Annotated in this window: 10 protein-coding genes and 1 riboswitch; of the genes, 2 read left to right on the forward strand and 8 right to left on the reverse strand. The window is 42.5% G+C overall.

Annotated elements, in window-relative coordinates:
• Positions 1 to 68 precede the first annotated feature (68 nt).
• A complete protein-coding gene (locus CHB62_RS09850) occupies positions 69 to 464 on the reverse strand; it encodes a (deoxy)nucleoside triphosphate pyrophosphohydrolase (protein ID WP_089366700.1) in 396 nt (131 codons plus the stop codon).
• A gap of 172 nt (positions 465 to 636) precedes the next feature.
• On the opposite strand from CHB62_RS09850, the gene nhaD (CHB62_RS09855) reads away from it, so the two are divergent.
• Both nhaD (CHB62_RS09855) and nhaD (CHB62_RS09860) read left to right on the forward strand, forming a co-directional pair.
• Positions 637 to 2,022 (forward strand): sodium:proton antiporter NhaD, encoded by a 1,386-nt coding sequence (gene nhaD / locus CHB62_RS09855; RefSeq protein ID WP_089366701.1) that lies wholly within the window; start codon positions 637 to 639, stop codon positions 2,020 to 2,022.
• Between the two features lie 205 nt (positions 2,023 to 2,227).
• Complete coding sequence (gene nhaD / locus CHB62_RS09860) at positions 2,228 to 3,613, forward strand: sodium:proton antiporter NhaD (RefSeq protein WP_089366702.1); 1,386 nt, start codon at positions 2,228 to 2,230, stop codon at positions 3,611 to 3,613.
• Positions 3,614 to 4,395: 782 nt separating this feature from the next.
• Here nhaD (CHB62_RS09860) and CHB62_RS09865 read toward each other — a convergent pair.
• The 7 genes from CHB62_RS09865 to CHB62_RS09895 all read right to left on the reverse strand — a co-directional run bounded on the left by CHB62_RS09865 (position 4,396) and on the right by CHB62_RS09895 (position 14,398).
• A complete protein-coding gene (locus CHB62_RS09865) occupies positions 4,396 to 5,460 on the reverse strand; it encodes a YncE family protein (RefSeq protein ID WP_089366725.1) in 1,065 nt (354 codons plus the stop codon).
• 65 nt (positions 5,461 to 5,525) lie between these two features.
• Positions 5,526 to 7,502: a TonB-dependent receptor plug domain-containing protein gene (locus CHB62_RS09870; protein WP_089366703.1), complete on the reverse strand. Its 1,977-nt coding sequence runs from the start codon at positions 7,500 to 7,502 to the stop codon at positions 5,526 to 5,528.
• A 31-nt stretch (positions 7,503 to 7,533) separates the two neighbouring features.
• Positions 7,534 to 7,724: riboswitch (cobalamin riboswitch) on the reverse strand.
• 166 nt (positions 7,725 to 7,890) lie between these two features.
• The gene (locus CHB62_RS09875) at positions 7,891 to 8,463 is read right to left on the reverse strand and encodes a GNAT family N-acetyltransferase (RefSeq protein ID WP_089366704.1); all 573 of its coding nucleotides are present in this window, start codon (positions 8,461 to 8,463) and stop codon (positions 7,891 to 7,893) included.
• Between the two features lie 122 nt (positions 8,464 to 8,585).
• Positions 8,586 to 9,167, reverse strand: a complete 582-nt coding sequence (locus CHB62_RS09880; protein WP_089366705.1) for a biopolymer transporter — start codon at positions 9,165 to 9,167, stop codon at positions 8,586 to 8,588.
• 819 nt (positions 9,168 to 9,986) lie between these two features.
• Complete coding sequence (locus CHB62_RS09885) at positions 9,987 to 11,747, reverse strand: 1-deoxy-D-xylulose-5-phosphate synthase (RefSeq protein WP_089366706.1); 1,761 nt, start codon at positions 11,745 to 11,747, stop codon at positions 9,987 to 9,989.
• Between the two features lie 211 nt (positions 11,748 to 11,958).
• Positions 11,959 to 13,491: an ATP-dependent DNA helicase gene (locus tag CHB62_RS09890; RefSeq protein WP_089366707.1), complete on the reverse strand. Its 1,533-nt coding sequence runs from the start codon at positions 13,489 to 13,491 to the stop codon at positions 11,959 to 11,961.
• Positions 13,492 to 13,513: 22 nt separating this feature from the next.
• A complete protein-coding gene (locus CHB62_RS09895; protein ID WP_089366708.1) occupies positions 13,514 to 14,398 on the reverse strand; it encodes a DNA/RNA non-specific endonuclease in 885 nt (294 codons plus the stop codon).
• Positions 14,399 to 14,636 lie beyond the last annotated feature (238 nt).

A 14,636-nucleotide genomic window follows, 5' to 3' on the forward strand; every position in this document is an offset into this window, starting at 1 on the left:
AGCTGATGATGATAAATTGTTCTGTGTATTTATTAAGTAGGAATAAGAACTGATTGAACCGTTAGAGGCTATTTCCAAAGCTGTTTAATAAGTGCTGCATCAGCCTCCGTCCAATTGAGCTTTGTAAATTCCTCTGGTCTTAACCAGCATGCGTCAATGTGTTCAAGAAGTTTGAAATCTTTATCATGTGCCATACAGTCATAGGCAGTAAGCCGGACAATGAAATCAGGATATTCATGTTCAATACTCCCGAGCTTTGCCCCTACATATATATTCCAATCCATCTCTTCGTGTAGTTCACGTCGCAAAGCCTCGTAATCATTTTCTCCCTCCTTCACTTTACCGCCTGGGAACTCCCAATGTTCAGCAATATAATCAGGTCCTTTACGTAGCCGTTGGGTGCATAGAAACCTATCACCATCATGGATAACAGCACATACAACGTTGAGATATTTCTTTTCCATCGATTTCTTCTATTATCAAGATAATTTTATCTTTTACTTCATACTTTACTTGCAAATATACTACAATTTAGCGAATGAGTCTATCTTTCTTATAATTAATTTGATTTCTTTATGTACAACTCATTTCTTTTGCTTACCTTTGCGCCAAAGAACAATCGAATTAATATTATTTATGTCTACACTAACAATTGCTATTATCGTCGTTTTCGTCTTGGGTTATGCACTCATAGCGATGGAAAGTCTGACGAAAATCAACAAAGCTGCAGTTGCTCTGTTGATGTTTGTTTTCTGTTGGGTTCTCTATATGGTCGACCCTTCACCATTTGTGCAACTGATGCACCCAGAGTTTAAGGGTATGGGCGATCAGCTCGTCACATTTGCCAATAAGTTGATAACAGAACATCTTGGAGACACTGCAACCACGCTTTTCTTCCTCATGGGAGCTATGACAATCGTTGAGATTGTTGATCAGAATGGCGGCTTTAATTGGGTTAAAGACGTGATGCGCTCTAAGTCAAAGCGTAGTTTATTATGGAAGATAGCCTTCATGACATTCTTCCTTTCAGCTATCTTGGACAACTTGACGACAAGTATTGTGATGATTATGATTCTTCGCAAGCTCGTTCAAGACCATAAGGATCGTATGATTTATGCGTCATTGGTTATCATTGCCGCCAACTCTGGTGGTGCCTTCTCACCAATCGGTGATGTGACAACCATCATGTTGTGGAATGCGGGAATGGTAACAGCTGGTGGCGTGATAAGCGAGATTTTCATTCCATCTCTTATATCAATGATTATCTCTGCCTTTGTTCTTCAGTTCTTATTAAAAGGCAAGTTAGGTGGTGATATGTTAGAGACTGATCACTCTGGTGATACTGAACTATTAGAGTTCAATGGCTCACAACGCAAGATAATCTTTGCTATTGGTGTGGGTGGACTCTGCTTCGTACCAGTATTCCATTATTTCACAGACCTCCCTCCGTTCGTTGGAATCCTCCTTGTATTAGGTATTCTTTGGACGATTACAGAGATATTTTATCGCAATCTACATCGTGTTAAGGGCGATAGCGAAGACTTCTCAAAGCGTGTCACCAATCTGTTGAGCCGTATTGATATGTCAACAATCCTCTTCTTCCTTGGTATTTTGATGGCTGTTGCCTGTCTTGAAGAAGTGGGTATATTACATGAACTCGGTGGAGGATTAAACAGTTTCTTCCAAGGTAATCATTATGTAGTGACGGGTATCATAGGAGTATTATCGTCTATTGTTGACAATGTCCCACTTGTTGCAGGTAGTATGGGTATGTATCCAGTTCAGGCAACAGGCGACATGGCCGTTGATGGTATCTTCTGGCAGCTCTTGGCTTATTGTGCTGGAGTAGGTGGTTCTATCCTTATCATTGGTTCTGCACCAGGTGTTGTCGTAATGGGATTGGAGAAGATTACCTTTGGTTGGTATATGAAAAAGATTTCGTGGATAGCTTTCTTAGGCTACCTCTGTGGTATTCTCTCTTATTGGATTATCCGTACGTTTATTTTTACAACACCATTATAAACGGCCGTATTATCTATTAAAGAGCATTAGAAATTGCATTATAATTAAAGCGGGTGGTTCCTCTACGGTAAGGAAGCGCCCGTTTTACTTGTTCTTTATTCCCTCTTCTTGTGGTCTTTTTCTTATAATTAATTTGATTTCTTTATGTGCAACTCATTTCTTTTGCTTACCTTTGTACCAAAGTACAATCGAATTAATATTTTTTATGTCTACACTAACACTTGCTATTATCGTCGTTTTCGTCTTGGGTTATGCACTCATAGCGATGGAAAGTCTGACGAAAATCAACAAAGCTGCAGTTGCTTTGTTGATGTTTGTTTTCTGTTGGGTTCTCTATATGGTCGACCCTTCACCATTTGTGCAACTGATGCACCCAGAGTTTAAGGGTATTGGAGATCAGCTCGTCACATTTGCCAACAAGTTGATAACAGAACATCTTGGTGACACTGCAACCACGCTTTTCTTCCTCATGGGAGCTATGACAATCGTTGAGATTGTTGATCAGAATGGCGGCTTTAATTGGGTTAAAGACGTGATGCGTTCTAAGTCAAAGCGTAGTTTATTATGGAAGATAGCCTTCATGACGTTCTTCCTTTCAGCTATCTTGGACAACTTGACGACAAGTATTGTGATGATTATGATTCTTCGCAAGCTCGTTCAAGACCATAAGGATCGTATGATTTATGCGTCATTGGTTATCATTGCCGCCAACTCTGGTGGTGCTTTCTCACCAATCGGTGATGTGACAACTATCATGTTGTGGAACGCAGGAATGATAACAGCTGGTGGCGTGATAAGCGAGATCTTCATACCATCTCTTATATCAATGATTATTCCAGCCTTTGTTCTTCAGTTCTTATTAAAGGGCAAGTTAGGTGGTGATATGTTAGAGACAGATCACTCTGGTGATACTGAACTATTAGAGTTCAATAGCTCACAACGCAAGATAATCTTTGCTATTGGTGTGGGTGGACTCTGCTTCGTACCAGTATTCCATTACTTCACAGACCTTCCTCCATTCGTTGGTATCCTCCTTGTATTAGGTATTCTTTGGACGATTACAGAGATATTCTATCGTAGTTTGCATCGTTCAAAAGGCGACAGTGAGGACTTCTCAAAGCGAGTATCCAACTTATTGAGTCGTATAGATATGTCAACAATCCTTTTCTTCCTTGGTATTTTGATGGCTGTCGCCTGTCTTGAGGAGGTGGGAGTATTACATGAACTCGGTGGAGGATTAAACAGTTTCTTCCAAGGTAATCATTATGCAGTGACAGGAGTCATTGGTGTTCTCTCGTCTATAGTCGATAATGTACCTCTTGTTGCAGGTAGTATGGGTATGTATCCAGTTCAGGCAACAGGCGACATGGCTGTTGATGGCATCTTCTGGCAGCTATTGGCTTATTGTGCTGGCGTAGGCGGTTCCATCCTTATCATTGGTTCTGCTGCAGGTGTTGTCGTAATGGGATTGGAGAAGATAACCTTTGGTTGGTACATGAAGAAGATTTCGTGGATAGCTTTCTTAGGCTATCTCTGCGGTATTCTCTCTTATTGGATTATCCGTACGTTTATCTTTAAGACACCATTGTAAACGACCGTATTATCATTCAAGGAGTATTAGAAATTACATTATACATAAAGCGGGTGGTTCCTCTACAGGTGGGAAACACCCGCTTTACTTGTTCTTTGTTCCCACTTCTTGTGGTTTGCTCATTATTTATGGGTCCTAATAATTTACCTTGTATTGGTGATTTTTCATGTCTTAGGACCTATCAAATATTACCGTCATCAGCATGAGTAGGATTGTGGAATATGAAGGAAAACAACTACTCAAATACCCAATATAGTTTTATTTTAGTTTGCTGTCATATTTAACATTTCATGTAAACTATTGTAGACTAAGGCGTTATGATGGGATGATAGCTGACAGGAATGACAGCAAATTTGGTTTTCAATAAATCAGCTAACGATTGCGAACTCCTCAGATGTACAAGAATATTATCCAAAAAGTTTATGTTTCCCCTTTCATTCTCACCTTCTGATAGGATTAAACTTATCTGTCCTATGGAATAAGCTATAAGTTAATCCGTATGTTTAGTATTGTTCTCTATGAGAGATGAATTCCCCAACAGAAATGTAGCAAAATAGCTTTAATGGATATGAGGATAATTGTTTGCCAACAAGACCCCAAAACGTTCATGGAAAAGTGTGGACGCTAACACCATGGAGACTCATAGTTATTTCATTCAGAATGTCGGGTGAACAGCTGTAAAGAATAAAGTATATTAGGCTATTATATATCACACAAAAAGGAGATAAACACCTATGAATGATGCTTATCTCCAATCTTTTTTGTTGTGTTTAAGTGATGCTTTAGTTGGCAAAGCGTACGTTCTGTGCACTCATTCCAACGATGATGTTACCCTGGATAAGCTTGCCTTCTGGTGAGTAGTAGAACACTTCGCTTGGTGCATTATAGCTTGGATTGTCTATAACATAGATGTTACCCCACTTGTCAACATTAACTTGTTGAGGACTACGAAGACCTGTCATGTCAAGGTTCGTCTTCTGACCTGTAGCTAAGTCATAGAGGAAGAAACTCTTATCATTGCTTCCGTAAGGAGCATATAGGCAGACAAGAGCATTCTTCTTGGCACTGTATGCAATGGAAGTAGCATTGAAGAGTTGTGTCACTTTGTTGGTCTTTGTGTCAATCTTCTGTACTAATGGCTTCTCTGTATAATCAAACATAGACACGATAAATACGTCATTACCGGCAGCAATGTTCTGATTGTAAGGGTTGAGACCAACCTCAATATTCTTTGGATTACGGAATGTGTTGAGGTCAACTACTGCTACGTACTTACCATTACCGCTCATACTATAGTTTGAAAGGTTTGCATAGAGCTTACCATTCGTAATTGAGATGGCCTCTGGATGGTCACCCACAACAACAGAGTCAACCATTGGCTTCACTTTGTCGTTAGGATTCATCTTATATACTTTACCGCTGTAGGCAGAGAAGTAAACATACTTACCATCTGTAGCCAAGTAACGAGGCTCAACGTTGTGGAGCTTAATTGTCTGTTCTACTTTACCTACACGGTTCAGAACCTCAATCTTAGAAGAAGTAGTACAAGCAACGACAACCTTATCACCAAATACGATCAAGTCTTGTGCATCGCCAATCTTGATGCCATTTTGTTCCTGGTAAGCATTGCGATATAGGAAAGGTGCTGTTGGACGAGCTTGTATGTTGTAATCAAGAATACCAACAGTTCCATCATTTGCACCAAAGTTACCGGCGCAAGAAACATACACATCTGTGGTTGATACCTCTGGTTGCTTACCATCATAAAAGTCGTCATCATCGCTACAAGCAGTGAAGGTGAGCGCAGACATAAGGATGATGCCTAACGCAAGTAGATTCTTTTTCATTGTCTTCATTGTTTTGTTTATAATTGAATTTTTATTGAATCCTTTTATTGTGATTATATTCTTGCTCAAAGTATCCAGCTTACAGACAATCTCCAGTTGGTGCCTGGCATAGGATAGAAACGAACAACCTCATAGTTCTTATTGCCGAGGTTGCGCACATCAAACTGTACTCGTAATTGCTGCTTATTGATGTTGAACTCCCGCGAGAGCGTTATACTATGGTCAGCAAATGGTTTCATACGATTGTCTGGGATATTATAACTCAGCGTGTATCGCTCGCCCATGACTAAGGCATTATAACTGAAATCGAGCCAAGGAGTATGTAATAAAACGCTTGCTGAGCCCGAATGGCGTGGGGTATAGGCTATCTGATTACGGTAATAGACAGCTGTAGGATCGCTGATGTCCGTTGCCTTCATCAGACTATAGCTACCTGTCGCACTCACGGTCCAATCATTACCCCATCTCTTCTCAATGTTTGCTGATACATCCAGCCCTAATTGGCGCACCTTCCCAGCGTTCATCATCTGCCAATAGAACATCTTTGGCACCGCAATAATCTTATCGGTGACATTGCCAAAATACCCATCAGCAGTCAAGGAAAGCTGGAGTGTATGATTAAAGGTGTGCGAGTAAGTCGTACCAAGGTTCCACATGCGTGACTTCTCTGGGTTCAGATGGCGGTTACCAATACCCGTATAATAAAGTTCATTGAGTGTTGGAGTACGGAAGATGTCCTTATATCCAAAGCGGAGGCGGAAGTCTTGCAGACAACGCCACTGCATACTGAAGGCAGGTGACAGTCTGTGAAATCCGTTCGAAGCGTTCCCTTGTTTTACACGTTCGTAGATATTCGTTGCAAGGAGAGATGCATTGACACTGAAAGAACCTATCTGATAGTTAGCTGCTAAGGCTGTCCACAGTGAGTTGCGGGTTGGGTTAGCAGCTTTCGGAAGCGTCATGGATAGATGGTTATGCGCATAATCCTGTGCGAAAGAAAGGTTTAATCCCTGCAAAGGATTTGTCCACAACGTCGCTGTAAGGTAAGTCTCATTCTGTCGGTAGGTATCTTCTTTATATCCACTGGCAGGTATATCAGAGTAGCGCGACCAAGCGTAATTCCATTTAGCAGCCGCTTTCATCTTGATGTGATTGCTAAATCGGTTCTCATAGAGCATTTGCGTAAAGACATTCTTGTCTTTCAGACGCTCTGCCGAATACGTGTTATCATAGATGACAGCCCCTGGCAATCCTCTATTTGACGTGAAGCCGTAAGCCTTCCACTGCAATGTCTGCTTGTCCGTGAGCTGATAGTTCATATTCAGTTCACCTCGCCACGTCTGTATGTCACTATTGTTTCTACGCTCATGGATGGTCTTGATACCATTTTTTAGCGTGAACCAATAAACTCCGTCAGCCCTTTCGTAGCTTGTGTATGCGCCAATCCCAAGACGTGAGAACTGTTGATGATAGAGTAGGGAGGGCGAAAAGAGACCATAGCTACCCGTGCGCAGTGTTGTTGTGAGGTGTGGTTTGCGGTCGGATACGCCTTGTAACGTACTGATATTGATAAGTCCTGCTGAGGTGTACGCCTTTGCACTCTGATAGATATTGTCCTCTTGTCCAATCTGCAAACTGACGAGTGAGACGTTGTCAAGCGTGAAGCGAGAGAGGTCTACCTGTCCACTCTGGCAGTCACCCACCTGCACTCCATCATACGTTATGCCCGTGTGTCCAGCCCCTAAGCCTCGAATATTGACCGTCTTCATACCGCCTATACCGCCATAGTCCTTCACTTGTACACCAGCAAACCGTTTCAGCGCATCGCCCATATCGTGTATGCCGAGACGCTCCATATCCGTGTGTGACAATGTCTGTATCGGTGTACTTGCCAATACATTCCCAGGAATACGGAAGCCTTTGACCACCACCTCGTCTATCGTCTGTGTGGAATCATTGGTTACGGTTTGTGCTGTCATACTCAAAGGGCATAACAACAGAAAGAAGCCAGCCAGTTGCCTCATCTTCTTATAATGTATCATAATGGTTCTATGCAGTGCCCTTCCTCGAGGGATGCAATGACTTGCAATGGCAGGTCTTCTGACTTGTTATCCAAAAGAAGGTAAACGCCTTCCCAATCATTCGTTATCAGTGGCTTATGTTTACCTGTGACAGACAACTTACAGCTGCGGGACAGTAGCGGAATCTCACCGCTTTCCCTTTTTAATCATGCTTATAATGAACCTATTGCGCCTACAAAGATACGATAAAGAGAGGAGATTAACAAATAAAGGTATGCTTTTCTGTCTATTGTCTCACGAGAATATTGTCACAATCAGAGAATAGACCGTAACGCAATAGGTAGGCCTATCAATTCATAGATAATGCTCTTTTGAACCGATAAAAGCTGTCCTATCTCAAAAGCCAACCTCAATCAAGGTGCTTTTGAAGGTGTTTCATCTGATGTCCACCCCATTGGTTATCGTCTACATAAACGAAGCCTATGCGATGGTAAAGTCGTTCGGCAGAAGGATTACCAGTGTCGACGAGCAGACCAGTAGGGAGGTTCATCTTCCTTCCTTTCTCTATTGTTGCCTCAAGAAGTAGCTTTGCTATCCCTTTCCCACGGAACTTTTTGTCTACACAGAGCGAATCGATATACAGTTCGCCAGCCGACGTCTCGTCATCCATATCAGCGTAATTGCGACCGAAAGCCTTGAGGGCTCCTTCGATGAAGGCTTGTCTCAGCTTCGGAAGTTTCGCACCATCATAACTGACACAGATACCCGCAATCTCGTTATGTGCTGTTAGTGCAACCAATGTGTTGAGATAGGAGTATTGCGAATCATCCCGTTCTACTAACGATGTTATAAGCTGGTGGAACTCTTCTAAGCTATGGTCTGGTCCTGCAAACCACTGACAACAGTCGTGGTTCATCGCTTCCATTATCAGTCGGGCTATTATTTCAGCCTGTTCTTTTTGTGCATCTTCAATTTTAATCATATTGCGAAGATACGAAAACTATTTGAGATGGCGTGTTTCTCGTGGGTGAAATCCGTATGATATAAGGTTTGAATAAACTCCCCACCACTTCCTAAGCGAGGAAGGGGTGGGGCGAAATAGGATTAAAGACCTAAATCTTTCATAGCCTTCTTAGCAGCCTCACCAGACTTACCCTGCATCTTTTCGGCAGCTTCCTTAGCAGCCTTCTTAGCAGCTTCAATCTGTTCAGGTGTTGCATTCTTTACTGCATCCTTTGCCTTCTGTAGACTTTCTGTAACGTCCTTAGGGTCCTGCTTTGATGCTGCGTCAACTGCCTTGCCAACAGCCTCAGCAGCTGCTTCATTGCCAGAAGCCTTCAAAGCCTCTTGAATGTTCTTTGAATTACTCTGCATCCACTGCTGAATTTTTCCGATATACTCCTGTGCCTGCTTTGGATCCTTCTGTGCTAACTCAGCCATCTTAGTCTGAGCTGTGGTCAATAAAGCGGCAACACCCTTCTCATCCTTAGCCTTTATCTTCTCGTTGAGTTGGTTGATGAGCTGATCAGCATCGGTAGGCGCAGCTGCAGTTGTTGCAGAGTCTGCAGCAACTGACTCTGTTGTGTCTGAGTCTGCATTAGCCTTTGGAGCATTAGTTTTACCGTTGTTACAACTTGAAATAGTCATTGCTGCTACAGCAAGAGCCATAAGAAATACTTTCTTCATAATTTTCTTAGTTTAAATGAATTAAAGACTTAATCTATAAATGTCCTCAAAGATAAGTATTATTCTTGTTAGTTGTTGCCTTTTTAGAATGTTTTAACTATAAAAATGTAAAGTTGATTGACTCAGAGATAATGGTCTTTCAACGTGGATCTAACCTGTGACACGTTGCTTGTCGATGATGTTAGACGCTCTCCTTAACGGGCAGTAACAATCTTCGTCTTACCCTTTTCCAATACTTCGGAGGAATTTGTAACGTGGTAAAAAATCATTACATAAGTGTGAGATGAATATCCTCACGAAAGGAATATAGCTCTGCTTAAAAGTAAGTTTGTAACTTACAACAAATCAAAATGTTACGTATAATACCGAAAAAGACGCCCTTCTTGCTTCAAGAAGGGTGTCTTCAACATGCAAGAAGGGCATGTTCTTGAACGTTGAAAGGCGTCTTCTTGTCTCTTCCTCGGCCTTTCTTCGAATGGAGAGACAGGTGTTTGATGAAATATCCTTACAACTTCTATCTGTATATTTAGCATTCCTTTGGTCTCTATCAATATCATTGTAGGGGTGTTGTGGGTTTTGTATCTCACAAAGAGATATCAATTTCTCCACAGAGAGAGAGCCCGCTGAGGAATTGTTTAAACGCAAGATATCACAGAGCTTATAGCTGATGTCAGCGAAAGTACTCTGTGATATCTGTCGTTAGAAGGCCTTTTGTAGGCTCTTCACGTGTGCAAAAAAGCTCTGTTTCGTCTGTGGTATTCGTGAGAGATGATTAATCCCACGATATACCCATCGACATCCTTATCCATTCGCAAAACGTTAAGACAGGATGTCTATCACGTCTTCAACGATCTGTTCGTCAAGTAAATGGTTGTCTGAAAGAAGCTGTTGAAGGTCGAAGCGGTCATAAAGGTCTTTCTTTATACCTCCCACGAGTACTTTCATCTCTGATGTCCCGTAGTAGGCAGCGATACGTTCTCCGAAGCCTCCATCTTTACTACCATCTTCTAATGTGACTACCAATTCGTGGCTTCCTTTCAGTGAGTCGAGTGTCTCTCGGTCAACTTCATTTAAGTAACGAGGGTTGACGAGTGTTGCCTTTATTCCCTTCTCGGCAAGTAAACGAACGACATTTTCACCCTTCTGATAGAAAGAGCCAGCAGCGATGATAGCAACCTTTTCACCCTTCTGTATCACTTTGTATTTTGCTTCGTAAGCATATTCTCTGTCAATAGTCTCCGTAGTGTGATGCACACCATTGCTTGGTATGCGGATAGCAATAGGCTTCTTATCTTGCAGGATAGCCCAACGTAACATTGCAAAATACTCTTCACAGGTTGTTGGAGCAAGATAGATAAGTCCTGGAATGCTGCATAACATTGGTATATCAAAGAGACAGATGTGGGTAATGTCATTCATGGAAGCAGTGCCACCCCAAGTCACGTTGATAACAGCTGGATTAGCGTTGATACAGAGATCCTGTGCTATTTGGTCGTAGGTACGTTGGATAAAGGTGCTGAAAACAGTCCATACTGGTCGCAATCCACCCTTTGCCATACCAGAAATCATCGCTACAGCCTGTTCTTCTGCAATACCCACGTCAACATGTTGTGCGCCAGCTTCTTTACGTTTCTCTGGTGTGAAACCTGCTGCCGAAGGTGTACCGGCTGTCACAGCGATGAGTGTTTTGTCTTGCTTCATCTCCTTCAACAGCCAATCACTAAGTAGTTGCTCGTAGGATTCAGTAGTTGGACGCTCTGGTCTGCTGCCATCTTCCTTATTGAAAGGCATACCATAATGCCATGCTTCCTTATTCTCAACGGCTGGTGTAAAGCCATGTCCTTTCTCGGTATGGATATGAACTACGGTCGGCTTGTTCGTATCTTTCACGCTGCGGAACACCTCGATGAGTTTTTCTACGTCGTTGCCTTCCTCTAAGTACTTATATTCAAAGCCCCAAGCCTTAAACCAGTTGTGATTGCACTGGCCATTGCTTTCACGTAGGTCACGTAGGTTTTTGTAGATACCTCCGTGTGGCTCAGCGATAGACATCTCGTTGTCATTCACGACGATAATAATACCTGTGCCGAGTTCGGAAGCCTCGTCAAAGCCTTCAAAAGCCTCACCACCAGAGAGAGAACCGTCACCAATGACTGCAATAATATTCTCTTTCGTCCCTTTTATATCACGAGCTTTCTGCAGACCAGTGGCAAGACTCACGGAAGTAGAGGTGTGTCCAACTTCGAAATTGTCATATTCAGGACACTCTGTTGGTGAAGAATAGCCACTAATAGCATTCATCTCGTCGAGGTTACCAAGGAATCCTGAAGCACGTCCTGTTAATACCTTGTGTGGATAACTTTGGTGGCTCACGTCAAAAACCAACTTGTCTTTAGGCGTGTCAAAGACATAGTGGAGGGCAACAGTTGCCTCTACAAAGCCGAGGTTAGGTCCAACGTGTCCGCCATGCTTGCTTACACGATTTAATACTGCTTGACGGGTCTCATCAGCTACAACCTTTAATGCCTCAATATTCAGCTGCTTTAAGTCGGCTGGAGATTTAATATTCTCTATATACATCTTCTCTATTTAATGTGAATACATATCTTATTTAAGGGCAAATATAATCATTTTCTGTTGAATACTCATTATTTCAACCCCATATAAAACAATCGTTTTTATCTTTTTATGAATTGTTTATCTCTTTGTTTCATGTCTTTTTCAGACTATTTAAGTCTTGTGGAGATGTTTGTTATCCCTGTAGCGGAGTCGTTGTATAGGCTTCAACCGTTTATTCCACTTGTGTTTTGGGCCAGTTGACAAGGTAGAGATGTTCAGTAGCACGAGTGAAAGCGGTGTAAAGCCAATGGATGTAATCGGGTGTGAGCATCTCGTCTGTCATGTATCCTTGGTCAAGATAGATGTGTGCCCACTGTCCACCTTGCGCTTTGTGACAGGTGATAGCATAACCGAACTTTACCTGTAGGGCGTTATAATACTCATCTTCACGCACCTTCTTCATGCGGTCTGCCTTTAGAGGGATGTCTTCATAATCCTCTAACACATGTTGGAAGAGTTGTTCGTTCTGCTCTTGAGTCAAGGCTGGGGCTTCTGTCATCAGTGCGTCAAGGATGACCGTCATCTCCTCTTCAGCATTATCATAGTCGGGAAACTCCAATGACACATCAGCAAAACGGAACCCATAGAACTCGCGAACATTGCGTACACGTCGCACAACAGCACGGTCGCCGTTGGCAATGAAGGTTAGTACGGGTTTTTCTATCTCCTTTCCACCTCCTGAAGGGAGTTGCGTAACCTGTCTTGTCGCTTGTGTAGTAAGGCTGTTTACGTTATTTGTAGCATTGTTGAGGCTGCCTTTGAGGGATGGAGAAGGGGTAGGGGTGTTCTTATATTTATTCTTCACCACCATCAACATGTCGCCTGTTGTCAGTTCTTCCTCACGTCCAAGAACCATGTTTCGAATACCTTGATTGAATACATTAGCACGTTTGTTGGAGCGTGTGATGACCATAGTCTCGTCGATTCCCACCTCAGAATAGCTGGAGGCCAGTCGTTCGATAAGTTCATCACCTGGGACAATAGAAATGTCAGCAAAGCCATTGAAGCGAATCTTTGGTAGTTGCGTTACCTCATCATGGGTTATCATTTGACGAATAACGGTGGCGTTATAGAGAATGCCAGAGTCTTGACTCTGACGAAGCACCTCGTTTAAGTCGCATTCATAGACTGTCAGACCGTAGGCTCGAAGAACATCTGAACGTAGCGCAGGGCTCTCTTCTTCACCTACAGGAGGGAGCTGTGCCTTGTCTCCAACAAGCAGCATGCGACAGTTTCGGTCGTTATAAACATATTGAATAAGGTCGTCAAGTAGGCAACCACTGCCGAAGGTGGTGTTGTTAGACGATAAACTAATCATTGAAGCTTCATCGACCATAAACAAGCGGTCGCGGAAGAGGTTGACATTTAGATTGAACTTTCCATCTAATCCGGTAAAGGCTTTCTCACGATAGATGGTGCGATGGATGGTTGCAGCAGGCTGGTTGGCATTTAAGGAGAATACCTTAGCAGCACGACCCGTCGGTGCTAAGAGAGTTACCTTCTGTTGTAATTGCTGCAGTGTACGTACAATCGCACCCGCTAAGGACGTTTTACCCGTTCCGGCACTACCTCTGAGAATCATTACAACACGCTCGTCACGCTCGGTCATAAAGTGTGTAAAGACCTCAATAGCATGTGTTTGGTCGGTTGTTGGCTCAAAGCCAAAGTTCTGTAATATCCTATATTTCAGTTCATCAATTATCATTGCTTAATGTCTTTTACCCTCATTAATTCCAATCTTTAATGTCTGCTTTACCTTCTATCTGTCGTTCGATGTTATCAGGAAGTTGTGAGAAGAAGTCCATACCTGTGATACGTTCTACCTCGTCTACGGTGTTGACGTAGTCTGTCTTCTTATGTCCTTTGGCTGAGACATTCCTACAGATAAAGCCAATAGCCTTCGGTTCGTCTTTCAGACGGAGGATAACTTTGAAGAAGGCTTCGGGCACTTGCACCTTATTCTTACCTATTGTCTTATGCTTTTGATTGAGATAAATAGGTCCACAGACGATATATACGTCGCCATACTCTTCTGCCCATGTGCGGCATTGATTCTCTATTGAGTTCCACAGACCACTGTTCAAGGCTGGGTTCTGTGGACACACATTGGTCATGAGGAAGCTTTGCTCCATTGCTCTCTGGCTCCAATGGTTGTCAGCAGCAGGACACATGTGACCTCGGTCGTAGCCAGAACGCATATAATCGTAGGTGTCGACACGTGGTTCTGGTATGTCTTCATCTACTTGGAAGGTGATACCCTTGCGCTTAGCAGGACCGTTAGTGTGAGTCGCCGTTAGGTGCCATGCCACCCAGTTAGGTGTACGTGTTTCTGCGTTATACGATGTTGTATAACCTTCGCGATAAAGTAAAAGGGACGGGACATTGGCTTTGCCGATAGGAATCTCTAAGCCTTTTTTTACTTTAAGCGTCTTTCTTTGGTTGGTATTTGGGTCCTCATCTGATGTGTTGGGAGCGTCTGCTCTTTCGTTGTTATATGGCTCTACAAATGGTTTGTCTAATGTTGACAAGTCTCCTCTTCGTTTCTCTCCTTGACATGCAACGGCTACTAAGGACAGAGAAAGTATGATGGTTTTTAAGAATATATGGTTCATTGATTGGTATGTTGGTTTTAATGCTACTTATAATAAGGTGGGGCTGCTCCTTATTCAATCCTTTTCCTAATGAGAAGAGAATAGCTTTCTGCCTCAAATGGTTGGTTAAGAATAGAAAAGAAGGGCTATATGTGCCTGTTAAGTCTTCTTGTTTATAATAAATTACATGTGTTTACAAAGTTACTATTTTCTTATTACTTAATAGGTGTTTTTCATCAAAGAAGTTCATTAGAGGGCT

Origin of the sequence: Prevotella jejuni, assembly GCF_900187995.1 — a bacterium.
Classification (GTDB): domain Bacteria; phylum Bacteroidota; class Bacteroidia; order Bacteroidales; family Bacteroidaceae; genus Prevotella; species Prevotella jejuni.

Coding starts and splice junctions, on each gene's coding strand:
- CHB62_RS09880 (WP_089366705.1), bottom strand. CDS start 9,167: ATGAAGAAAGTATTTCTTATGGCTCTTGCTGTAGCAGCAATGACTATT.
- CHB62_RS09865 (WP_089366725.1), bottom strand. CDS start 5,460: ATGAAAAAGAATCTACTTGCGTTAGGCATCATCCTTATGTCTGCGCTC.
- CHB62_RS09885 (WP_089366706.1), bottom strand. CDS start 11,747: ATGTATATAGAGAATATTAAATCTCCAGCCGACTTAAAGCAGCTGAAT.
- CHB62_RS09850 (WP_089366700.1), bottom strand. CDS start 464: ATGGAAAAGAAATATCTCAACGTTGTATGTGCTGTTATCCATGATGGT.
- CHB62_RS09870 (WP_089366703.1), bottom strand. CDS start 7,502: ATGATACATTATAAGAAGATGAGGCAACTGGCTGGCTTCTTTCTGTTG.
- nhaD (WP_089366701.1), top strand. CDS start 637: ATGTCTACACTAACAATTGCTATTATCGTCGTTTTCGTCTTGGGTTAT.
- CHB62_RS09890 (WP_089366707.1), bottom strand. CDS start 13,491: ATGATAATTGATGAACTGAAATATAGGATATTACAGAACTTTGGCTTT.
- nhaD (WP_089366702.1), top strand. CDS start 2,228: ATGTCTACACTAACACTTGCTATTATCGTCGTTTTCGTCTTGGGTTAT.
- CHB62_RS09875 (WP_089366704.1), bottom strand. CDS start 8,463: ATGATTAAAATTGAAGATGCACAAAAAGAACAGGCTGAAATAATAGCC.
- CHB62_RS09895 (WP_089366708.1), bottom strand. CDS start 14,398: ATGAACCATATATTCTTAAAAACCATCATACTTTCTCTGTCCTTAGTA.